This is a genomic window from Paenibacillus sp. V4I5, assembly GCF_030817255.1.
Lineage (GTDB): Bacteria > Bacillota > Bacilli > Paenibacillales > NBRC-103111 > Paenibacillus_E.
Genome location: NZ_JAUSZB010000002.1, coordinates 6,971,620 through 6,994,181 on the forward strand (window position 1 = coordinate 6,971,620; position 22,562 = coordinate 6,994,181).

Annotated in this window: 17 protein-coding genes and 1 pseudogene; 15 read left to right on the forward strand and 3 right to left on the reverse strand. The window is 43.9% G+C overall.

The genetic code is table 11. The features are described from left to right. The first annotated feature begins 77 nt into the window (after nucleotides 1–77). On the forward strand, nucleotides 78–674 hold the full coding sequence (locus QFZ78_RS33635) for a DUF418 domain-containing protein (RefSeq protein ID WP_307553761.1): 597 nt from the start codon (nucleotides 78–80) through the stop codon (nucleotides 672–674). Nucleotides 675–914: 240 nt separating this feature from the next. On the opposite strand, the gene QFZ78_RS33640 is transcribed toward QFZ78_RS33635, so the two are convergent. From QFZ78_RS33640 to QFZ78_RS33650, 3 genes are read right to left on the reverse strand one after another with little or no spacing between them, the layout of a single operon-like run. Continuing rightward, the gene (locus QFZ78_RS33640; protein ID WP_307553763.1) at nucleotides 915–1,913 is read right to left on the reverse strand and encodes a sugar ABC transporter substrate-binding protein; all 999 of its coding nucleotides are present in this window, start codon (nucleotides 1,911–1,913) and stop codon (nucleotides 915–917) included. Next, on the reverse strand, nucleotides 1,903–3,552 hold the full coding sequence (locus QFZ78_RS33645) for a response regulator transcription factor (protein ID WP_307553765.1): 1,650 nt from the start codon (nucleotides 3,550–3,552) through the stop codon (nucleotides 1,903–1,905). Before QFZ78_RS33645 ends, QFZ78_RS33640 begins: the two co-directional genes overlap by 11 nt. Further along, the gene (locus tag QFZ78_RS33650; RefSeq protein ID WP_307553766.1) at nucleotides 3,549–5,363 is read right to left on the reverse strand and encodes a sensor histidine kinase; all 1,815 of its coding nucleotides are present in this window, start codon (nucleotides 5,361–5,363) and stop codon (nucleotides 3,549–3,551) included. Before QFZ78_RS33650 ends, QFZ78_RS33645 begins: the two co-directional genes overlap by 4 nt. A gap of 255 nt (nucleotides 5,364–5,618) precedes the next feature. Here QFZ78_RS33650 and QFZ78_RS33655 point away from each other — a divergent pair, with 255 nt between their 5' ends. From QFZ78_RS33655 to QFZ78_RS33720, 14 genes and pseudogenes are all read left to right on the forward strand, one after another. After that, entirely contained in the window at nucleotides 5,619–6,659 is a 1,041-nt protein-coding gene (locus tag QFZ78_RS33655) for an ABC transporter substrate-binding protein (protein ID WP_307553768.1), read from the forward strand. A gap of 103 nt (nucleotides 6,660–6,762) precedes the next feature. Continuing rightward, on the forward strand, nucleotides 6,763–8,271 hold the full coding sequence (locus QFZ78_RS33660; RefSeq protein WP_307553770.1) for a sugar ABC transporter ATP-binding protein: 1,509 nt from the start codon (nucleotides 6,763–6,765) through the stop codon (nucleotides 8,269–8,271). Nucleotides 8,272–8,276: 5 nt separating this feature from the next. Further along, on the forward strand, nucleotides 8,277–9,305 hold the full coding sequence (locus QFZ78_RS33665; RefSeq protein ID WP_307553772.1) for an ABC transporter permease: 1,029 nt from the start codon (nucleotides 8,277–8,279) through the stop codon (nucleotides 9,303–9,305). Then, the gene (gene yjfF / locus QFZ78_RS33670) at nucleotides 9,298–10,260 is read left to right on the forward strand and encodes a galactofuranose ABC transporter, permease protein YjfF (protein ID WP_307553775.1); all 963 of its coding nucleotides are present in this window, start codon (nucleotides 9,298–9,300) and stop codon (nucleotides 10,258–10,260) included. Before QFZ78_RS33665 ends, yjfF begins: the two co-directional genes overlap by 8 nt. A gap of 161 nt (nucleotides 10,261–10,421) precedes the next feature. Then, nucleotides 10,422–11,075, forward strand: coding sequence for a hypothetical protein (locus tag QFZ78_RS33675; protein WP_307553777.1), 654 nt, complete (start codon nucleotides 10,422–10,424; stop codon nucleotides 11,073–11,075). After that, on the forward strand, nucleotides 11,053–11,346 hold the full coding sequence (locus QFZ78_RS33680) for a hypothetical protein (RefSeq protein ID WP_307553779.1): 294 nt from the start codon (nucleotides 11,053–11,055) through the stop codon (nucleotides 11,344–11,346). The genes QFZ78_RS33675 and QFZ78_RS33680 overlap by 23 nt, the downstream gene beginning before the upstream one ends. 83 nt (nucleotides 11,347–11,429) lie before the next feature. Further along, on the forward strand, nucleotides 11,430–12,485 hold the full coding sequence (locus QFZ78_RS33685; RefSeq protein ID WP_307553781.1) for an ABC transporter substrate-binding protein: 1,056 nt from the start codon (nucleotides 11,430–11,432) through the stop codon (nucleotides 12,483–12,485). A gap of 419 nt (nucleotides 12,486–12,904) precedes the next feature. Beyond that, on the forward strand, nucleotides 12,905–15,166 hold the full coding sequence (locus tag QFZ78_RS33690) for an AraC family transcriptional regulator (RefSeq protein ID WP_307553783.1): 2,262 nt from the start codon (nucleotides 12,905–12,907) through the stop codon (nucleotides 15,164–15,166). 297 nt (nucleotides 15,167–15,463) lie between these two features. Continuing rightward, nucleotides 15,464–17,096, forward strand: a pseudogene (locus QFZ78_RS33695) (extracellular solute-binding protein). A gap of 177 nt (nucleotides 17,097–17,273) precedes the next feature. After that, nucleotides 17,274–18,131 (forward strand): ABC transporter permease, encoded by an 858-nt coding sequence (locus QFZ78_RS33700; RefSeq protein WP_307556020.1) that lies wholly within the window; start codon nucleotides 17,274–17,276, stop codon nucleotides 18,129–18,131. 25 nt (nucleotides 18,132–18,156) lie between these two features. After that, nucleotides 18,157–19,047: a carbohydrate ABC transporter permease gene (locus tag QFZ78_RS33705; protein ID WP_373460143.1), complete on the forward strand. Its 891-nt coding sequence runs from the start codon at nucleotides 18,157–18,159 to the stop codon at nucleotides 19,045–19,047. 572 nt (nucleotides 19,048–19,619) lie between these two features. After that, nucleotides 19,620–20,615 carry a Gfo/Idh/MocA family protein gene (locus QFZ78_RS33710; protein WP_307553787.1) on the forward strand — a complete coding sequence of 332 codons (996 nt, stop codon included), beginning with the start codon at nucleotides 19,620–19,622 and terminating at the stop codon, nucleotides 20,613–20,615. 100 nt (nucleotides 20,616–20,715) lie between these two features. Beyond that, complete coding sequence (locus QFZ78_RS33715) at nucleotides 20,716–21,639, forward strand: ABC transporter permease (RefSeq protein WP_307556022.1); 924 nt, start codon at nucleotides 20,716–20,718, stop codon at nucleotides 21,637–21,639. An 18-nt stretch (nucleotides 21,640–21,657) separates the two neighbouring features. Continuing rightward, nucleotides 21,658–22,539, forward strand: a complete 882-nt coding sequence (locus QFZ78_RS33720; RefSeq protein ID WP_307553789.1) for a carbohydrate ABC transporter permease — start codon at nucleotides 21,658–21,660, stop codon at nucleotides 22,537–22,539. Nucleotides 22,540–22,562: the final 23 nt, after the last annotated feature.

A 22,562-nucleotide genomic window follows, 5' to 3' on the forward strand; every position in this document is an offset into this window, starting at 1 on the left:
TCCTTGAGATTACACGCGGTGAATATGAATGGAGTCAAGTTACTGCAACTACAGAAATAGCTACTTCAGCCGGCATCATGGATATCATGCTGACTCGATCGTTTTACTGGGCTTCCTACAGTGTGATTCTACTGCATCAAGTTATACCGGCTATGGCACTTGGCATCTGGGCAAGTCGTAAGAAGCTGCTGGACCATCCGGAGCAACACCGCGGCCTCCCCTTGCGGACGGCAGCTGTTGGCCTTGCGCTGTCCACATTTGGCGGCATACCGCTAGCGCTTATGTCCTCGCTGTATTGGAATTACCCTTCAGAAGCAACAACAGCCATTGCAGGTTCCTTACATACCGTTACCGGCTATGCTGGCGGAATCGGCTGGGCTGCTCTTATCGGATTTATCGCTGGGAGCCCAAGAACAATACGCAGCAAGCTGACAATGGCTATCGCAGCTCTTGGCCAGCGATCGTTAACGTTTTATATTTTCCAATCTATCGTGTTCTTTATTGTATTTGCGGATGGAATTGGCGGTCTAGGCGCTATCGGCAATCAACTCAGCAGCGACATTGTCGCCTGGCTGACATGGATTGTCTTCATAATAATTGCCGAGTTTATGCAGCGCGCTAACTACTCTGGCCCCGCCGAGAAGCTGTTACGCCGATTGACTTACCGAAAGTAGCGAAGCTAATATCCTTCCATATACTCCTACAAGAAAACCGGACCACTCTCAACGAAGAGATGATCCGGTATTCTTGATCTAATATTCCATTATGTTCACCGCCTACGCCAGCCGAATTTTTTCAAGCTGAAAAGTGTGAAGTGCTAATAAAATTGAGGACATACACCTCGTCGCAGTGGCGCAAACAAATCCAATATACTCCCTTATTCAAAGGTGTGGGTAAACGGCACGCAGTGCGCCTTAACGGATATTAGAAAGGGGCAAATCTGCAAGTGTCACTTCCTGAAGCCCTGTATCGATAAAGGCGGGAACGTTTTTTTCCTCAGAAGCCAGAAGCAATTGTTGGATAATCCATTGGCCCCATAAGTGTTCGTTTTCCGAAATGACGGATGTGATTTGACCGTTCAACAAGGCTTCTTTAACCTCAGGTGACATGCCGAAGGTTAGTGAATCACGTTTAAGACCTTGCGCTTTCCATATGAGGATGGAATTAGAGCTGGAAATAAAGTCTAAGGATACTAATGCATCAAAATGGGGATGTTGGTCGATCATTTCCTCCAAGTTGCTTAAATCACGGTCGCTTTGTCCTTCGTTGAAGCGAATCTCCAGCACTTGAATTTCAGTATTCCATTTTAAATATTGAAGCATTCCTTCTAATCGGCGCTTCTGTTGGGACGCTTTGGATAATCCGCCTTCCACCATAATCATCCCTTTTCCTTTCAGAAACCGCTTAATGATTGCTCCCATCAAGTAGCCTTCATTGTAAGAATCCGTCCCGATATAAGAAAGTCGTTTGCTAGCCGGCACATCGGTTTCAAAGCAAATAACCGGAATACCGAGAGAGACAGCTTTATTGATGACTGGAGCAAGTGCTACCGGATCGATAGGGCTAATCGCGATGCCGTCCACCTTTTGCTTGATCATGGTTTCCATCATCAGAATTTGCTGCTCCAAATTAATCTCATCCGGTGCTTTGATAATCAGTTTAATGGACTGGGGCTCGGCAGCCTGCTCTACAAGTTCGGTAATCATCTCGTAAAAAGGATTCGCCATCGGATACAGGATACCGAAAGTACTTGTGACTTTACGTTCCTTATCCGAGGCTTTTGTTGCTTCTTGAAGCGGCGAACTATCGAAGGCAGGGTCATTAGAAGGTTCTGACACTTTACAGGAGGCTAAGGTGAATAGCAAAAGAAACAGTAAAAATAGATTTCGAATGAACATATATCTAAAGCACACGCAGTTGTTCTCCTTCCGAACGGCTCAGAGATGCATCATGCAAACCATTTTTCCTGAATTCTTTGGTCGTCATTCCTGTGACTCTCTTAAACAAATTGGAAAAGTAGTGCGCATCATTGTACCCGACTTGATAGGCGATTTCAAAAGACTTCGCAGAAGTGGTTTTGAGGAGCTCCATCGCTTTTCGAATACGGGTTTGCGTTAAATATTCGATAAAAGTTTGGCCAGTTTCCTGGCTGAAAACCTTGCTCAAGTGGCTCGCACTAACCTCCACATGCTCTGCTGCAACCTGAAGGGAGATTGAGTCTTTATCGTAATTGCACTGGATATATTCCTTCACCTTAATTAGCATTTCCCCATACTTATCGTATAACCGAGAGCGCCAGGACCAGAACTGCTCAGTCAGTTCGGTTAAGTAGAAACAAGTATCTTGCCAGGAACGGATCGTCCCGATCTGCTGCTGCAATCGGTTAAGCGTCTCTTCCGGATCTGATAGATGTCGATACATATCTTTGGCGGAGCGAAATACCTCCAGTGTTAAGTCGTTTAGGATGTAATAACCGATGGCTGCTGCATGCCAATTTATATCCTTTAGCGCGATAGCATATTCTTTGATGAACGGTTCTAACTGCGTAGGACTGCCGATTTTTAGAAAATCGACGAATTTACCCCGATCCAGAAAAAGCGACGGGTCAAGTAAGCCTGGAAAACTTTCCCGGAGGGCATGCCGATTTTGCCGTGAGAGCCTCCGCCAATGCATGTCCTCTTCAGCCTCCAAGAACGATAAATGGACATTTTGTAAACGATCCTGGACACTTCCTATACCGACAGACACGGAAACGGATATACCGGATGATTCCTCCGATATCATCTGCTGAGTTTCTTTAAAGCTCTGAAGCTCTTGCTGCAGCTGATCCAGTGAATCTCCTTTAAGGATCCAAACAGTTTCCGTGCGGCTTCGTTGGAACATTAAGTGATGGTTATTTTGCTGCAGGCTCCTGCATGTATCAATCAACAGCAGCTCACTCTCTTGTAAAGTGTCAGATTGTATGGAAGAGGATGGACCGGGATAACGAATATCCATCATGGCGACGACATAGTAATGGGCCAATAGACTTAGATGAAGTGAGGTGCTGAGATGAATCGCCTCGGATGTCATAATGAAGCCGCTGCATAAGTCATTCAGCAGCTTGTCTTGCGAGATTACCTCTTTATCGCTTTCCGTTTGCTTCAGTTTTTCAATTCGGGCTTTTTCTTCACGTTCTTTATCAATCTTCGTGCTGACTACTTGGAGCATCGTGATGATTTCCGCAGCACTAAGCGGTTTAAGACAATATTCTTCCACACCCATACGCAAGGCGCTTCTAGCATATTCGAACTCTCCGTGACCGGTTAATATGATGATTTTCACATCAGGCATTTTTTTTCGCACGATACTGCTTAGTTCCAGGCCGTTCATGAAGGGCATTAAAATATCGGTAATTATAATATCAGGTTGAACCTGCTCAATAAGCGGAAGAGCGACTTCGCCATCGGGCGCATCCCCACAGTAAATAAAGCCCTCTTTTTCCCAATCGATACAATCCCTTATCGTCTCTCTAATTAAAATCTCGTCGTCGACTAGCAGCACTTTCTTCATTGGAACTCACTCCAATCCTTCATCGGTATTCGAATGGTAACCGTAGTTCCTTCACCTTCCTTGCTGTACACTTGAACGCCATATGATTCTCCATAATACAAGCGAAGCCGCCGTTGTACATTATGAAGCCCAAAACCGCCTGATACTTCATTGCCGGTGATTTCCGGCAAATTCGGCTCCATCAAACCGTTACGAAGTTGTTCCAGCCGAGCTTCCGACATTCCAATTCCGTTATCTTCCACATTCAACAAAATATGTTTGTTTTCTTCCGCGTAGCTATATATGCGAATCATTCCTTTGCTCCGTTTGTTCTTAAGGCCGTGATAAAGGGCATTCTCAACAATTGGCTGCAGCGTCATCTTCAATATTGGAAACGCGTAGAGGCTTGAATCTATGAAGATCTCATAATCCAATATATCCCGATAACGAATTTGTTGGATAGTCAAATAGCTTTGTAAATGTTCAAGCTCCTTTTCTATGGGAATCCAATCCCTGCCTTTGCTTAAACTGATCCGGAAAAGTCGCGACAGGGCAATTACGAGCTGAATCACCTGCTCCTTCTTGCCGGCCTCGGCCATCCATAGAATAGAATCCAACGTGTTATACAAGAAATGGGGGTTGATTTGTGCCTGCAGCGCACGAAGCTCGGACTTCTTCATTTCTTGCTGCTCCTTAATGCTCTGATCGAGCAGCATCCGAATTTTGCCAAGCATAATGTTAAAGCTATTTCCAAGGTCGGCGATCTCATCCGTTCCTGTCGGCGTCACTTTAGCTTCGAGAAAACCAGAGGCGGCAAGCTGCATTTTTTTCTTTAAGATATTAACCGGCCGGGTTAGACGATTCGATACAAAGTAATGAAGTGTGAAGGCGAATATAATACTCAGCACTACACTGATAATAATAAGCTGCCGAATGGAGTTGGCTTCTTCTACAATTTCTTGAAGAGGCACCAGGCCGACAATGTTCCATCCCGTCAATTTCGAGGGAGAGGCGAAGACGAATCTGGGCTTCCCCTCCGATGCATCTATGAAATGGTTTTCCGGTCCGGCAAGTATGGCCGATAGTTGCTCGACATTAGGCAATTTCGTAAGGCCGCTCATTTGGGACGGTTTAAAGATGGGTTTGCCCGATTCGTCGACAACATAGAAGAAGCCATTTTTTCCAATCGTTACGTTATCACAGAACCGTTTCACGATACTGTCATCCAAATCGATGATAATAAATCCAATCACTTCATTAGTCACCCGCTGCTTGACTGTGGAAATGATGGAAATGACATTATGATTTTTATAGTGAAATCCGTCCAAACGTTCTAATTCGGATACGCCAGAAGAAGGAATATTCAGAACATCATCCGGATGATGCATAAGATAGGTGAAATATGTGTTGCGAAGCGGATTTCGGTCTAACTGGAAAACGCCTTTTCGTTCGCTAATTCCTCGCCCGTACAAATTGATCATGGTTATGTTCAGCACACTCTCATACCGATAGGTTTGTCTATAGGAAGCCATTGTTTTCAGAATTTCCTTTGAGTCTTCGTATGTATCGTTTTGTGAGAATAGGAAATGGAGGAGTTTCGGGTTCTTTTCTAATTCAAGGAGCTTACTTGTATCCATAAACAGGTTATCAATATCCCTGGCCAACTGATCGGCGAGCAGCATGGTAGCTGATTTGCTGTTGGTAAATACGGTGTTAAACGATTTTTGATAAGAAATAAGACCAACGGATATCAGTGGCACACAAGTCAAAATAACGAACATGGTCAGAAGCTTCGCACGCAGGCTGGAAGTAATTCTCCGAATAAGCACCATGATAAAGAGTACCTTTCATCTTACTTTATGAGTGATCGGAACAATTAAATTATGAAGCATCACTTATGAAAACGCAATCATTAGACAAAAAACTGCAACTTTAAAAAAAGAAAACAAAGGTATCCTATACAAAACTGGTATATACTCAAAAATTTATAATAATGCCTCATAATACTCCGTATACCTCCAGGGTGTAACAATCTTATAATCAATTCACACCAACACGAAATGGTGAAATAAAGGGAGGAATAACACATGAAACCAAGAAAAACAATGGGGTTGCTCTTAACTTCGGCAATGCTATTATTCTCAGTAGCTTGCAGTAATACGGAAAAAGTCCCCACTAATGTAAGCAAGCCGGAAGCGACAAAAGAGAGTACGAGTGCCACGAAAGCCCCGGCGGCAACTCCGGCAGACAAGAAGATTACCTTAGGCTTTTCCCAAGTTGGCGCGGAGAGCGGCTGGAGATCGGCGAATACGAAGTCTGTACAAGACTCGGCAAAAGAAGCGGGATTCGACCTGAAATTCTCTGACGCACAGCAAAAACAAGAAAACCAAATAAAAGCGATTCGCACATTTATCCAGCAAAAAGTGGATGTAATCTCGTTCTCTCCGGTTGTTGAATCCGGTTGGGATACAGTGCTGAAGGAAGCCAAAGATGCAGGGATTCCGGTGATTTTAACAGACCGTGCCGTAGATTCCAAAGATACTTCGCTTTATCAAACTTTCATTGGTTCTGACTTTGTTGAAGAAGGACGCCGGGCAGGCAAGTGGCTCGTGGACACGTATAAAGGCGCAAAGGAACCAGTAAATATCGTGGAGCTGCAAGGTACAACAGGCTCCGCACCGGCGAACGATCGGAAATCCGGCTTCGAAGAAGTGATAAAATCCAACGCAAATCTGAAAGTAATTGCTTCCCAGACAGGCGACTTTACTCGTGCTAAAGGTAAAGAAGTTATGCAAGCATTCCTGAAGGCTCATAAGGACATCGATGTTCTTTATGCTCATAACGATGATATGGCCCTCGGAGCAATTCAAGCGATCGAGGCGGCGGGATTAAAGCCAGGTAAAGACATCATCATCATCTCCATTGACGGCGTAAAGGACGGTTTCGTTGCGGCAAGCGAAGGGAAAATCAACTTTATCGTAGAGTGTAACCCATTGCTCGGACCGCAATTGATGCAAGCGGTACGTGATGTTGTAGCCAGCAAACAGCTACCTAAGAGGATCGTAACCAAGGAAGGCGTATTTACATCGGAGGATGCTAAGCGGGAACTTCCGAACCGCCAGTACTAATAACAACCTGATACATTCGTAATATAAATAAAAGGAGAAAGCCGCTCAAACCGGTGCTAACGGCATGGAGCGGCTTTCTCCTTAAAGGTAGAGGAGTGAATGTATGAATAACATTCGGCCAATTTTGCAAATGACGGGGATTCACAAACAGTTTCCCGGTGTAAAGGCATTGTCCGGCGTTAATTTCCGATTGTTTCCCGGGGAAGTCCATGCATTGATGGGTGAGAACGGAGCGGGTAAATCTACACTGATTAAAGTGCTGACAGGTGTCTATTCGATAGATCAGGGAACCGTTGATCTGGCTCAGAAGACGATAAAAATAAGCAGTCCGCAGGATGCTCAAAGTGCCGGTATCAGTACAGTGTATCAAGAGGTTAATCTTTGCTTAAATCTTTCCGTGGCGGAAAATATATATATCGGACGTGAACCGCGCCAATTCGGACGAATTGTATGGAAAGAGATGTATCGCAATGCCGAAGAACTGCTGAAGAAAAGAATGAACCTTGAAATCGATGTGATGCAGCCTCTCCATACATATTCGGTTGCCGTACAACAGTTGATTGCAATTGCCAGAGCGTTGAGTTTTTCCGCTAAAGTGCTTATTTTAGACGAGCCGACGTCAAGTCTGGATCGAGGCGAAGTCTTACAGCTTTTCTCGGTGATGACAAGACTAAAGAGTGAGGGCTTGGCCATCCTGTTCGTTACGCATTTTTTAGATCAAGTTTATGACATTTCGGATCGAATAACCATTCTCCGTAACGGAGAATTTATTGGGGAATATATGGCTAAAGAGCTTCCTCGCATAGAACTGGTATCTAAGATGATCGGGAAAGATATTCATCTTCTCGAGGAAATTCCGAACATTTCCAGCGGGGAACAAATGAAGGACGAAGTTTTGCTTCAGGCTACCAATTTTGGGAAAAGAGGATCCATTGAACCGATAGACTTAACCATTCATAGGGGAGAAGTTGTCGGTCTTGCCGGACTTTTGGGATCGGGGAGGACTGAACTTGCGAGACTTATCTTTGCAGCTGACCGGGCGGATTCAGGGGAAATAAAGCTGTCCGGGTCCAAAGGCGCTATACAAACGCCAAGACATGCAATTGATCAATCCATCGCCTTTTGCTCCGAAAACCGGAAGGTAGAAGGCATTATTGACGATTTGACGGTAAGGGAAAATATAATCTTGGCGCTGCAGGCAACCCAAGGCTGGTTCAAGACGATCTCTCGAAAACGTCAGGATGAAATTGCGGACCAGTATATTCGTACGCTAAACATTAATCCTCCTAACCCTGAACATCTTATTAAAAATTTAAGCGGGGGCAACCAACAGAAGGTGCTGCTTGCCCGTTGGCTGTTGATTCAGCCCAAACTGTTGATCTTGGATGAACCTACAAGAGGAATCGATATCGGAGCCAAGGCAGAAATTCAGAGGTTGGTTTTATCCTTAGCTCAAAAAGGCATGTCCGTTTTATTTATCTCATCCGAATTAGAAGAAGTGCTGCGGGTTAGCGACCGAATTGTCGTCCTTCGCGACCGGCGCAAGGTTCAAGAAATGATTGGCGACGATATCAGCCAAAAAAATGTCATGACGGCGATTGCGGGAGGGTGAACACCATGCTAAAGCATCACTTATTTTGGCCGCTATCGGTATTAGGCGCGCTGTTACTATTCAATTTATTATATGCTCCGGAATTCTTTTCCATTATCATGCGGGATGGACATTTATACGGGAGTCTAATTGATATTCTAAATTTTGGCTCCCCCTTAATTATTGTGGCAATCGGGATGACGCTGGTCATCGCCACCAAGGGGATCGATTTGTCGGTCGGTTCGGTAGTGGCCATCGCTGGAGCCATAGCCTGTTTAACCATAAGTCAAGGCGATGGACAGAATGCCATAAGCCTTGTGCTCATTGCTATTGGGATTGCGTTGGTCCTGTCCATCATACTTGGTGTATGGAATGGATTCTTAGTCGCAGGCATCGGTATGCAACCGATTATTGCCACATTGATTCTGATGGTCGCCGGGCGTGGAGTGGCACAACTCATCACAGACGGCCAGATCATAACCGTTTCCAATGAGCCGTATAAATATATCGGTTCGGGCTCGTTAGCAACGCTTCCGTTTTCTATCTTTATAGTGGCAGCGCTCTTTCTTGTTGCCTCTATTCTAACCAGAAAGACTTCGCTGGGGCTCTTTATTGAATCGGTTGGCTGTAAGCCGGAGGCGAGTCGCCTTGCCGGAATTCGATCAAAAACGGTCATGTTTGCCGTATACATGTTCTGCGGTTTATGCGCCGGCATAGCCGGATTAATTCTTAGCTCAAACGTATCCAGCGCGGATGGTAATAATGCAGGGCTTTGGTACGAGCTTGATGCCATTCTTGCGGTAGTTATTGGAGGCACTTCCCTGAACGGAGGACGGTTTTACTTAATGGGCACCTTGATTGGGGCGCTTATCATTCAAACGTTAACGACGACAATTTATATGATCGGCGTTCCGCCTGAGATTACACTTGTAGTAAAAGCAATCGTCGTTTTAATTGTATGCCTGGTTCAATCCGAATCGTTCCGTAAAACGCTCATTTCTCGATGGAAGACCCGTCATTATCCAGCAGAAAGTGAGGTCAAACAACATGCTTAAGCGACAATATATTCCGATTCTGGTGACTATCGGGCTGTTTGCTCTTATGTTTACGATTGGTTCTTTCCGATATACAGGCTTCTTTTCCTTACAGGTAATCTTAAATCTGCTGATCGATAATGCTTTTCTATTGATTGCTGCTGTTGGAATGACCTTCGTTATCGTTTCCGGAGGTATCGATTTATCAGTCGGTTCGATGATTGCGCTCACAACGATGGTTTCCGCGAGCTTAGTCCAAGCGGGGTGGCCGCCGCAGCTGGTGATTCCATTGGTGCTGACGATAGGATCTCTCTTCGGATGGGGGATGGGGGCGGTTATTCATTATTTTAAGATTCAGCCGTTCATCGTTACCTTAGCGGGGATGTTCCTAGCTCGGGGACTTTGTTACGTCATAAGCATTAACACGATTACGATTGACAATGCTTTTTATACCAGTGTGGCGCAGACTAAGGTGAACTTGCCGGGCCAGAACTTCATATCCATCAGCGTGATAATAGCAATGCTGGTTGTATTTCTAGGCATCTACATGGCACATTACACTCGATTTGGCCGTAACACCTATGCATTAGGCGGCAGCGAGCAATCTTCCTTATTGATGGGTTTACCGGTAGGACGAACTAAAATGACGGTTTACATGTTCAGCGGATTTTGTTCTGCTCTCGCAGGTGTAGTCTTTACCTTCTATATGCTTTCGGGTTATGGGCTGCATGCGATGGGAATGGAGTTGGACGCTATTGCTGCAGTGGTCATCGGCGGTACGCTGCTGACAGGCGGGGTAGGTTATATTGTAGGAACCTTCTTTGGTGTATTAATTCAAGGAGTCATACAAACCATTATCAGCTTTGAGGGTACACTAAGTTCCTGGTGGACGAAAATCGTTATTGGAATCCTTCTGTTCATGTTTATTTTACTGCAAAGACTGTTCAGCGGACGAAGCTGGGTCCACCGGCGCTAAGCGTTGCGAAAACTCAAAACAGGGTCTGCATCAGGGGAGAGCCTCATGAAAGAGTTAAAGAGCTTATTACGAATGCTGCTGAGAAAACCCAGTCAATCTATCGGAACCAAATTATTCCTTATCTTCTTTTGTTTTCTATGGCATCCGTTACGGGATTAGGCTTGTTTTCTTCAAGTATTGCCAAATCAGCGATCATTGAACAGATGAAGCAACAATTTTATATCGATTTATCCAATCAGCTCCTTAATAACAGCAGTTTTACGGAAAATTTATTTCAAATCACAAACGCGGGCATTGGAGCGGATGAGCTTCAGAGGCGCAGCTCCGAGATCCGGGGACTTTTGGACCAACTGGCGTTATCCGACCAGAGTATTAGGGACATCACTCTCTTTCCTCTGGAAGATCCGATTCCCCCCATCTCTACGGAAAGGGAGAGTTTTGATACGAAAGTAACTCAGTCCGGTTGGCTCGAAGAAATTCGAAGTGCCGACGGCAAACCAGTATGGCTGTCAATAGAAGAGAGAGGCTATTTGGGGAATTCCCCGAAGCCTCTCTTCGCCTACGGAAGACTACTGGATAAAAACAATGTCGGATCTCATGATTTCATCCTCCTTGTTCAGATGGATTCTAAAGTGCTACAATCAATGGTAAGCGCTCTCAAATTGAGTGATGGAGCGGAAACGCTTATAACTACCAAATCAGGCAAGCCAATAATGAGCAATCGTCAGGAATTCATTCTTCATGAATTGACATTCCCGCTTGGTCAAGCCACTTCCGGCGTCGGAAGGCAACTTGACAGGACGGTTGTCCTTTAACGGAAAGAAAGATGAAATCGGTCCAGTCTCTCTAGCTTACAATCTGATGATCCGAAAAATCGTTCAACTGGTTAACGAGATGAGGGAAACGGGCAAAGAAGTAACTGAATCCAGTGACCGTATGGCGACAGCATCGGTCGAAACTGCCGTTTCCGCGCGGGAAATTCATTCCGCTGCAAATCAAATCGCCCTGAGGAATCATCGGCTACAAGTCGCTGCGCTTTGTTCGGCGCAATTATCTATCGGGGAATACTTGTGGAGCTCTCCATGAGAATGAAGCAGGTCTCGTCTCAATTAGAAAGACATATGGCTCGTTTTCAAATCGATTAAATCCAAGGGGGCTGGACCATAAAAATGCATCTTAGAAAACCGGGCTTATCATTGGTGCTGCTTTCTAAGCTTATCATTGTTATCTGTTTTCTCGTGCTTCCCACGGGGTGTGATTTGATCAAGGAAACGACGGCGAATAGCAGGAATGGGGAAGAAGGAAAACAGGTTCCGGGGCTTAAGGAGACTAATATACAGAAGCGTCCTATCCTCTTGGGTTTTTCCCAACTTGGTTCGGAAAGTGATTGGCGCAAAGCGAACACACTTTCCATTAAAGAATCGGCAGAGGAATCCGAAATCAGCCTTTTATTCGAGAATGCAGAGCAATCTCAAGAGAGACAATTTGAAGCTGTGCGTTCATTTATTAAGCAAAAAGTCGATGTAATTTCAATTGCGCCGGTGGTGGAAAAGGGCTGGGAGCCTATTCTGAAGGAAGTCAAGCAAGCGGGTATTCCCGTCATCATTATTGATCGATTGGTTGAAGTATCGGATCCATCCCTATACGTCACGTTTATCGGTTCCGACTTTTATGAGGAGGGTCGTAAAGCAGGAAAGTATGTACTAGATAAGTTAGCTAACATTCCCAGTCCCATCGGTATTGTGGAATTGAAGGGAACAGAAGGATCTACGCCATCAATTGCTAGGGGCAAAGGGTTTCATGAAGTAATCACAAAAAATACTGATTTTGCAGTTCTGGAAAGCGCTAATGCCGATTTCACTGTCACACAAGGGAAAGAGGTCATGAGATCCTTCCTGCAAGCAAGAGGAACGAGTATTCGGGTTCTATTTTCACATAATGATGATATGGCTTTAGGTGCGATAGAGGCCATAGAAGAGTACGGCTTAAGGCCTGGCAAAGACATCGTTATCGTTTCGGTGGATGGTACGCGGAAAGCACTTGAGAAGCTGATGGAGGGTAAAATTAACAGTGTGGTCGAATGCAATCCGCTGTTAGGCCCCAATCTCATTCAAGCTGTAAATGAGATGATAGATGGCCGAACACTGCCCAAGCGCATCGTAACACCAGAAAGTATATTTACGGAAGTGACGGCTGCAAGAGAAATTGGCACCAGACGTTACTAAAAAGTTCAGCCGACTTGAACAACGACGTTAGAGTGGAACATTATCGATTTGACGACCTTGGCGAGTTGGATTCTCAGCTAGTACACATGAATAGGGCTGTCCCAAAAGTAATTAATTTACTTGAGGGGTGGCCCTTCACTAACTCTAAATGACTAATCATCTTTGCTCACCTATTGGGCAGAATTGAGTAACAACAGATATATGAATGTTTGAGTACAAGTTCACTTATTCCACAAAATGATAAATCCTCCCCAATCGCATCTCTATCTTTACATATTTCCTTTTTTAATTATAATTCAAAGCAAAGGATATCTAAGCCCATGGGAAGTCGGTGATCTCATAAACATTGGTTTATCTCATCATGTAACCGTTTACTTCAAACACTACATTTCGAGGCGTATTCCAGAAGGGGGACACTTATGAAAAAAAACAGGTTCAACCTGTTGGCCAAATTGTTGATTTCCTATATATTGGTGCTGCTGTTTCCCGTCATCGTTATTCTTTTCTACTATTACCCGAATTCAACGGAAGTTGTGAAGCAAAAGGAAATGGACTGGAATGCTCATGTCACCGCACAGTTCATGAATTCGATGGATATTTTCACCCGTTATGTGTACAACCTTCCCTCAGAGCTAGTGAACAACCAGGAGATCAAGTTGTACTTGGCTGGGGATGATGATTATCAAAGAATCGTCATTGCAAACGAAATGCGGAAATACAATGCGACGGATGCATTCATCGACAACACCTTCTTGTATGTTAAAAGCATCGGCTTTCTGTTTGCCAAGACAGGAAGTGCCTACAGTATTGAGGATTTCGAAAGTCCAGGAGTCGGATATTATTACGAAAATTGGCCGCATAAAGCCATGTTCGAGGAATTGACCAATTTGACTTCACCTACGGTTCGGCCGGCGGAAAACGTCATCATATCCGGCAATAACCGGACGCGAATGCTGACGTTCTTATCGCCTTTGCCATTAGGCGGTCTCAACTCACCGGGTACAGTGCTCATCATGGTAAAAGAGGAAACGATTATTCGGCTGATGAAGTCGGTTTCCGAAGCTTTTACAGGTGATTTCTTTATTTTTGACCCGAAGGGAAACCGTTTGGTCGCTTCAAACGAAACCTCTTACAGTAATTCGAGTGAATTCAAACATCTGGTGTCCGGCTTGGGTGAGAGTCGGTCCGGATCAGGTATATATCGGATCGACGGCAAATCTTTTATCGTTTCGCACGAAGTATCGGATAAAAACGGCTGGAAGTATGTCACTCTGATGGCTGTGTCTGAAACGTTGCAAGATATCCGATTGATCCAGCGCAACACCGTCGTTCTTTTTATTCTGATTTTATTGCTCGAAGTGATCGTCATCTATGTTTCTATCCGTAAAAATTATCATCCGATCAAAGGTTTGGTTCATTTCGCTAAAAACTTGTTTACGCTAAGAGAGCCGAGAACAATGAATGAATTCGATACGATACGGTATGCGCTGGATCAACTTTCCTCCGCCAACAGCAGGCTGGACGAGAGGGTAAAAAGCACGTTGCCCGTCATACGTGACAATCTGTTGTTCGAGCTGATATGCGACCGTTACCCGACATGGGACGCATTTCAAAAGGAGGCCGATCCGTACGGAGTTTGCTTCAACTATTCTCATATTGCGGTTGCTGTCCTTTCTTGTGAAACAAAAGAAGGCGGTATCGAAGCGGTTGCTGAGTATTGCCGGATGGAGGAGAACAGATTACCTGAAGATCTTCAAGGTTACTTCTTCAATAGCATTTATAATCAAGAGATCGTCTTTGTTGGTTCCCATAACCAGAACTTTCAATTGAAGGCGTATCTCAGCGGTCTTCAGCAGGAGCTGCTCGAACGGATCGGCATACGTACGCTGATCGGAATTGGAGCACCGGGACAATCCCCAGAAGGGGCTCACCTCTCTTATTTGCAGGCCATTCGCGCTGCCGAGCATCTTCGGGTCCGGAATCAATACTCGGTTCTTGTTTTCGACGAAATCGAAGTCCAGCAAACCAGCGCAGTTTCCTATTTTGCAGAACAACTGCAATCACTTGAGCTATTCATTTTAAAAAACGACGTCTCCGCAGTTGAATCGGTTATGGAGCGCATCATCGCATATATCGGGCACGACGGTACGCCGCCGCATATGGTCAGAGCTGTTTATTTGAACACGATCATCGTCATATTCAACGGATTGCAGCGTTTCCGGCAGGGCGACCAAAGCTTGCTGCAATTGACCAGCGTCTCCTACCTTCATCGATACACGATCGAGCAGATGATCGATATTATGCGTGAAAGCTGCTGCAAGCTTTGCGATCTCATTCGAAGCTCACAGCCAACTTCTAGGACCGCTTCACAGAATGACATTCTTGCGTTCATTGAAGGAAATGGCATGTGTCCTGAATTTTCGCTGCAGCTAATTGCCGATCATTTTAGCATGTCGATTTCGGGCTTCAGCTATCACTTCAAGAAAACGATGGGACAAAATTTCAAGGAATATATCGATCAACTTCGTATCCAAAAATCCCTTGTATTACTTCGAAGTTCAGATGAAACGCTGGAATTGATCGCGCAGCAAGTCGGTTATTCGAATACGTCGAGTTTTATTCGCTCCTTCAAAAAAGTGGTCGGCATTACGCCGGGCCAATACCGGGATTCAAACAAATGAAAGTAAGCTACCCGTTGTAGACAGCGTGGTAGCCGTTTTTTTTTCGTAAAGGTTGCAACTGTTATGCGCGAAGCGATATCAGTTGTCAACAATATGCAATTTTTGAAGATATGCAATTTTTGAAATCCGTTTACAAGACGCATTTGCAAGCGTTTTCCAACACTGTTGTTAAGCGCTTTCAAAAAATGGGGATTCATCAAAAACTGATCGTTTACGCATCCTCGAACGAAGATTAAAGTTAAGGTGGAATCGGCAAGGATTGTGCATAACCAATACTTTTGAGGGGTGATGACGGCAATGCGTAAAAAATTAGCAGTTGTACTATCATTGTTTATGGTTTCTGCTGTAGTAATGGCAGGCTGCAGCGAATCCAGCTCCAAAACTGAAGGAACTAGTGACACTGGTTCGGGGAATGCAGGTAAAAGCGGTACGAAAGTAAAATTAACGGGCATAATGGTCAAACACCCGCTTACGAAACCGCTTGCAGAAATGGAATGGCTGAAAAAAGCGGAAGAAGAAGCAGGAGTAGAAATCAAGTGGCAAGAGATTACGGCAGACTGGGGACAGAAAAAAGGTACCATGCTTGCCAGCGGTGATGTTCCGGATTTATTTGTTGGTGCTAATGTCATTACAGACGCCGATTTTGCGCAATTTCAAGGCCTGTTCCAAGATTTGTCCGATTTGGTCAACAAAAACGCTCCGAATGTGCAAATGATGTTTAATGCTAAACCCGAAACAAAAATCATTGCCACGCAGCCTGACGGGAAAATTTACGGTTTACCCAAATACCAACGTTTTTGGCCTGCTTCTGCTACAAGACAATTTATTAATAAAAAATGGTTGGACAATCTAGGATTAAAAATGCCGACTACGTGGGATGAATTATATAACGTACTGGTCGCATTTAAAGAAAAAGATGCTAATGGCAACGGCGATTTAAAAGATGAGATCCCCATGGACTGGCCGGGAGGTATCGGCGGATATTTCAATCCTGCTGTTCTACTGGGAAGTGAGGGCATTACATTATCCGATGGAAGCGGCCAAGGCTATTATGTGGAAAACGGGAAAGTGAAAAACTTCCTGATCGACGAACGTTTTAAAAATTTGGTCGTATTCTTGAATAAATGCTACGCAGCAGGGTTGATTAACCCAGAAGTATTTACGCACGATTACACGAAATACCAGTCGATTGCACGCGGCACCGGAGATACGGCGAAAGTCGGCTTCACATGGGGTTGGGTCGCATCGGACAGATTCGGAGACCAGGTGGCGCCGCAATATGCGTCGATGTCCCCATTAAAGAGGTCAGCAGATTCTAACGCTAAACTATCTTGGAGTTATGATTACAACTCCCTAAACTTTGGAAGCAACATGGTAGTCATGTCGGCGAAAACGAAGAATAAAGACGCGGCGATGAAATTCATCAATAACTTGTATGATCCTAAAGTCAGCATGCAAGTCTTGTTCGGCTCATTAGGTACGAATATTAAGGATAATGGAGATGACAGTTACAGCGTATTGCCGCCGACAGATTCGAAAATGGATCCTGGCACATGGAAATGGACGTCCACGATGGCGGATAACGGACCTATGTATATCGCAGATTCTTTAAAATTGAATCTCGGTAAAGATATGAGCGAGGTTCTCACGCAATCCGAACCGTTGAAGGGCGCTCTGAGTGTAAGTACGAAGACCGACGTCTACCCTAACTTGTTTATCAAATATTCGACTGCGGACAATAACACATTAAAGCCTGAACAACACGAACCTCATGAATTTGGCGAATCCCAAATTTGCGCAATGGGTTACGAAAGGCGGCATTGACGCCCAGTGGGATGCTTATGTGAAAGAATGTCAAAAAGCCGGTTTGCAGCAAAATATCGAGATTATGCAAAAATACTACGATAGCTTCATGAGTAAGAACAAATAAAATAGCATGATGATAGATGCTATGCTTTCTATGCGGACGGCATAGCATCTATCTAAAAGGGAGAAAGCCTGGATGAGCTCTCAAATAAGTGAAATCGGCAAAGATACTGCCGGTATTCGATTAGCTAGAAAACCGACCGTTGTAAGCACATTCAAACGCGATCATCAATTGTGGATCATGATTTTTCCGGCAATCGCCGTCATACTGATTTTTAATTATGGGCCGATGTACGGCATTCAACTCGCTTTCCGGGACTATGATTTTGCCAAAGGGCTCACAGGTGGAGAATGGCGCGGACTCTACTATTTCAAACAATTTATGAACAGCTATTTGTTTGCGGATTTAATGAAAAATACGGTTACCATCAGTCTGGCGTCGATTGTTCTCGGGTTTCCCGCTCCAATCATTCTGGCATTGATACTGAATCAGATCAGAAGAAAAAAAGCAAAGCAAATCTTGCAAACGACGGTGTATTTACCCCACTTTATTTCGACCATTGTACTGGTTGGGATGCTAAATGTCCTATTATCGCCGGAAACAGGCATTGTTGGATACCTGATGAAGTTAGTTGGATTGGGCGATATCAATTTGCTTGCATCTACTAGTACATTCATGCCCGTCTATGTACTTTCCGATATTTGGCAGCATTGCGGATGGAACAGCATTATTTATTTAGCAGCGCTTTCCACAATCGATCCTCAATTGTATGATTCTGCCAAAATTGATGGAGCCAGCAGATGGCAAACGATACGTTACGTGGATATACCTGCAATTGTTCCAACGATGATTATTTTGTTTATTCTCAGCATGGGGAATGTGCTCGGCACCGGCTTTGAAAAAATCTTTTTAATGCAAAATGCGTTAAATCTCCCTGTTTCCGAGGTTATTGCCACTTATGTATATAAAATCGGTATTGTATCTAATCAATTCAGTTACTCGTCGGCAATTGGTTTGTTCAATACGGTCATTAATTTTATTTTCTTGATTGCCGTGAACGCCATCTCGAAGAGATTTTCTAATATGAGTCTATGGTAATTGGATGTCGAAGGGGGGAGTGGAGTTGAGTCTATTAAGCAAGAATGGCAATGAAATCATATTCCGTCTTATTCTATTTGTGCTATGTGTCTTGATCTTTTTAATCATTGCATATCCGTTGTACTTTATCATTATTGCATCTGTTAGTGACTCTACCCTTGTTTCAACCGGTCATGTCTTATTTCTGCCGAAAGGCATCAGTTTTTTTGGATACCAGGAAATTTTTAAAGACACCAGAATTTGGGTCGGTTATCGTAATACACTTGTATACACATTTCTCGGAACTTTTATAAATTTGCTGTTCACCTTACCGGCAGCCTATGTGCTATCGAGGAAAGAATTTATGGCTAGACGTGCATTAATGTTGATCTTCGTAATTACGTTGTTTTTTAATGGTGGCTTAATTCCAACTTACTTATTAATGAAAGGGCTGCACTTGACAAACACGATGTGGGTTTTCATTTTGCCATTTTCCGTTAATGTATTCAATCTCATAATTGCACGTACGTTTTTTGAAACATTGCCATCGGAATTGTATGAGGCAGCTGCCATGGACGGTTGTTCTCATTTCAAGTATTTTATACAGGTGGCTATGCCTTTGTCCAAAGCACTTATATCCGTTATCGGCCTTTACTACTTGGTCGCACACTGGAATGATTTCTTCACGGCTTTAATTTATATAAGAAAAAATGAGCTGCAGCCGTTGCAAATCATTTTAAGGGATATTCTTTTATCGAATCAGGTGTTTGCGAGTGGAGCAGGCGTTGGCGGCGATGCAGGAGGCTATGCGCAAAGATATGCCGATCAAATCAAGTATGGTGTTATCATCGTATCTACGCTGCCGATTTTAATCCTATATCCTTTTATACAAAAATACTTTGAAAAAGGCGTATTGATAGGCTCTATAAAAGGTTGAGCGTGGGGAGTGATGGATGTTCGGAAACAAAAACTCAATTCTTATATGAAATTTAAACGAATATGCATAGTATATTTCGAGAATGCACTCCTGTAAAATCAGAAAAGAAACCGCTTCCAAATAGTGCGGTAATCATCTTCAAAGGGGTTAGCATGTAATGAACAAAATTGTATGTGGCGATAACAATAACGATAACAATAACAACAACAATGACGATTAGAAGAAATATCGCATGAACGTAAAGAGGGTGAAACCGAGCTGGCTTCACCCTCTTTATCATGGTGGATAAACACGATAATCACCTATTGGTACAAGCCGAAGTTGAATGTCAACTTCGGTTATTTTTTATTAAGAAAGCGATTGCAAAATTATAAATCATGTTATACAATTAGTTTGTCAACTTAGTTGAATTATATGAAAAAAAGTTTAACTTGAGTAAATAATGTTGATTAATCTGGAATTGTAATCCTTTTTTTCAGGGAGGTGTGGAAGGTTAGGATTCGTATTTATTTCGGTAATAGGCAGAGCTTTAATGTAAAATCAAACCAAACTATCAAGGAGTGGAAGCGACAATGAAAAAGTACAAAGTAGGTATTGTGGGAGCAGGCGGTGTTACCGAATTGCATTTCGTGGCGTACAAAGATCATCCGGAGCGAATCGAGATAACAGCATTATGTGATCCAAATCCCGAGGCGCTCCATGCTAAAGCCGATAAATATGGTGTGCCGCAGCGGTTTACCGATTTGCAAGACTTTATCCAAAATAGCGGTATCGATGTGGCTATCGTCTGTACACCTACTTCCATCCGCAAGCAAATCGTATTTCCGCTAATCGAAGCAGGCTTGCCGGTTTTCGTTGAAAAGCCATTTTCCGACACGCTGGCCGAGGCGACCGAAATTACTGAGAAGGCCAAAAAGCACGGTGTACCGGTTTCCGTCAATCAAAACTTCAGGCGTCATTTCCCATTCGAATTAGTGAAGGAGAAGGTTGCGGAAGGCTTGATCGGCAAGGTAACATCCATTATTTTCTCCAATCTGCATTATAGGCAGGATAGTGGTTGGCGGTTGGATTGTGAACGTCATGCACTTTCGGTAATGGGGATTCACTGGTTTGACGGATTCCGGCAAATTCTTGGAAGCGATGCGGTATCCGTCGTTTGCCAAAACCGTTCCTCATCGGCGATTAATTGCGCAGGGGAAACCGATGCTACCGTTCAAATTGTTTATGAGAACAACGCCGTAGTAACCTACGTTCAAAGCTTCTCTTCCACCTACAACAAAGCGGAATTAATCGTAATCGGGGAAACCGGTACAATCGTCAATGGCCATGGAACCGTAAGCTTATACCGTAAAGGCGGGAAAGATCCTGAAGTCACTTGGGAAAATAATATTTCAAGAGAAGTAGCGACCTACGAAGGCTTAAACCAATTGCTCGTTTCCTTGGAAACCGGCGTGGAAGCGCCAAACAGTTCCCAAGACAATCTGAAAACGATCACCGTTCTCGATGCTGCTTATGTATCGGCTAATGAACAACGAATCGTCCATTTAAAACAAGGTGTAATGGTATAATCTCGTGCTGTACATATTAATTAACGCTTCAAAAAATTGATTGAAGTGGAAGGTAAACATTATGCGTACACAATCTGCTATTTTGCAATCGTCCGTCACTATGGATAAGAACAAGAAACGGCGTACTCTCTTGTCTGATTTAAGACGTGACAAATACCTATACTTGCTGGTTTTGCCAGGCGTGCTCTTTTTCATCATTTTTAAATATGTTCCCATGTGGGGAATCATCATTGCATTTCAAGAATACTCGCCGTATATGGGGGTATTGAAAAGTGAATGGGTTGGAATCGAACACTTTGTTCGGTTCTTTTCAAACCCGGATTTCATGCTTCTATTTCGCAATACGATGATGATCAGTTTATTGAATCTGATGTTCTTCTTCCCGCTGCCGATCATTCTATCATTGCTGCTGAACGAACTAAACAATGAAGTGTTTAAAAGGGTCATTCAATCGGTCGTGTACCTTCCGCACTTTTTATCTTGGGTCATTATTGCTGGCATCTCGTTTTTATTGATGTCGCAATCTTCGGGAATCATCAATTTGATGATGGAAGCGATTGGCTTGCGCAAATATGATTTTTTGACGAATGCGGATACGTTCTGGGGGCTTCTTGTCCTGCAAAATATATGGAAAGAAACGGGCTGGGGAACGATCATTATTTTAGCCGCCATTACAGGAGTTGACACGCAATTATATGAGGCAGCCAAAATCGATGGCGCTAACCGCTGGAGGCAGACATGGCATGTTACTTTACCAGCCATAAGAAGTGTCATACTGATCTTGTTGATCCTGAGGCTGGGGCACATCATGGATGTCGGTTTCGAACAAGTGTTTTTGATGTCGAATGGGGCAGTGGCACGAGTTGCGGACGTATTTGAAACGTATGTTTACCGAAACGGGATACAACAAGGTCAATTCAGTTATAGCACGGCGGTCGGGTTATTTAAATCAGTGGTAGGACTCATACTTGTCGTATTGGCGAACAGGCTTGCCAAACGGATTGGTGAGGATGGGGTCTATTAAGTCTGGGGGTGTCGGAAGATGAAAGTAAGCGTGGGTGGTCGTGTTTTTGATCTATTGAACATCGTTGTATTAGCTTTGATCGGGTTTGTTACTTTATTTCCACTATACTACGTATTTATAGTCTCTTTCACAGATTCACAAGAATATTTGCAAAAAAACGGATTTGTGCTTTTCCCCCAGAATTGGACCCTAGCCGCCTACAAGTATTTGTTAGCTACTCCAGCATTTAAAAATGCAACCGCTGTTAGTACATTTCTGGCAACTGTCGGGACTGGATTAAGCTTAATCTTTACAGCAGCTATGGCGTTTGGGATGTCGCGTAAAAGGTTAAGGGGAAGAAGAATCATCATGCTGATGGTTTTGCTGACCATCTTATTTAATGCTGGCATTATTCCCAATTATATTGTGGTGCGTGAATTAGGGCTGATCAACAGCGTATGGGCGCTGATCATACCCGTATTAATTAGTGGCTGGAATGTTATCTTAATGAAAAGCTTCTTTGACAGCATACCGGCAGAACTGGAAGATGCAGCATTGATTGACGGCTGCAACGATTTGGGCACCTTCTTCCGCATCGTTCTCCCTCTATCCGCACCTGCACTGGCTGCATTCGGTCTGTTTTACGCGGTCGGTTATTGGAACACATTTTTTAACGCCGTTCTGTATATTAATGACTTTGCCAAAGTACCTTTGCAAATTGTATTACGGAACATGCTGATCGATTCGGAAACGTCAACAGGTGGGGCGGCAGCTGTCGAAATGATCTCGGAACAGCAAATTCCAATACAGACGATCAAGATGGCGGCAGTTGTCATCGCTTCTGTTCCGATATTAATCGTTTATCCATTTCTACAAAAACATTTCGCCAAAGGCGTTTTGTTAGGTTCAGTTAAAGGCTGATCGTAACTTTATACTTATTAAGG

Coding starts and splice junctions, on each gene's coding strand:
- QFZ78_RS33635 (WP_307553761.1), top strand. CDS start 78: ATGGATATCATGCTGACTCGATCGTTTTACTGGGCTTCCTACAGTGTG.
- QFZ78_RS33645 (WP_307553765.1), bottom strand. CDS start 3,552: ATGAAGAAAGTGCTGCTAGTCGACGACGAGATTTTAATTAGAGAGACG.
- QFZ78_RS33650 (WP_307553766.1), bottom strand. CDS start 5,363: ATGGTGCTTATTCGGAGAATTACTTCCAGCCTGCGTGCGAAGCTTCTG.
- QFZ78_RS33655 (WP_307553768.1), top strand. CDS start 5,619: ATGAAACCAAGAAAAACAATGGGGTTGCTCTTAACTTCGGCAATGCTA.
- QFZ78_RS33660 (WP_307553770.1), top strand. CDS start 6,763: ATGAATAACATTCGGCCAATTTTGCAAATGACGGGGATTCACAAACAG.
- QFZ78_RS33665 (WP_307553772.1), top strand. CDS start 8,277: ATGCTAAAGCATCACTTATTTTGGCCGCTATCGGTATTAGGCGCGCTG.
- yjfF (WP_307553775.1), top strand. CDS start 9,298: ATGCTTAAGCGACAATATATTCCGATTCTGGTGACTATCGGGCTGTTT.
- QFZ78_RS33685 (WP_307553781.1), top strand. CDS start 11,430: ATGCATCTTAGAAAACCGGGCTTATCATTGGTGCTGCTTTCTAAGCTT.
- QFZ78_RS33690 (WP_307553783.1), top strand. CDS start 12,905: ATGAAAAAAAACAGGTTCAACCTGTTGGCCAAATTGTTGATTTCCTAT.
- QFZ78_RS33700 (WP_307556020.1), top strand. CDS start 17,274: ATGATTTTTCCGGCAATCGCCGTCATACTGATTTTTAATTATGGGCCG.
- QFZ78_RS33710 (WP_307553787.1), top strand. CDS start 19,620: ATGAAAAAGTACAAAGTAGGTATTGTGGGAGCAGGCGGTGTTACCGAA.
- QFZ78_RS33715 (WP_307556022.1), top strand. CDS start 20,716: ATGGATAAGAACAAGAAACGGCGTACTCTCTTGTCTGATTTAAGACGT.
- QFZ78_RS33720 (WP_307553789.1), top strand. CDS start 21,658: ATGAAAGTAAGCGTGGGTGGTCGTGTTTTTGATCTATTGAACATCGTT.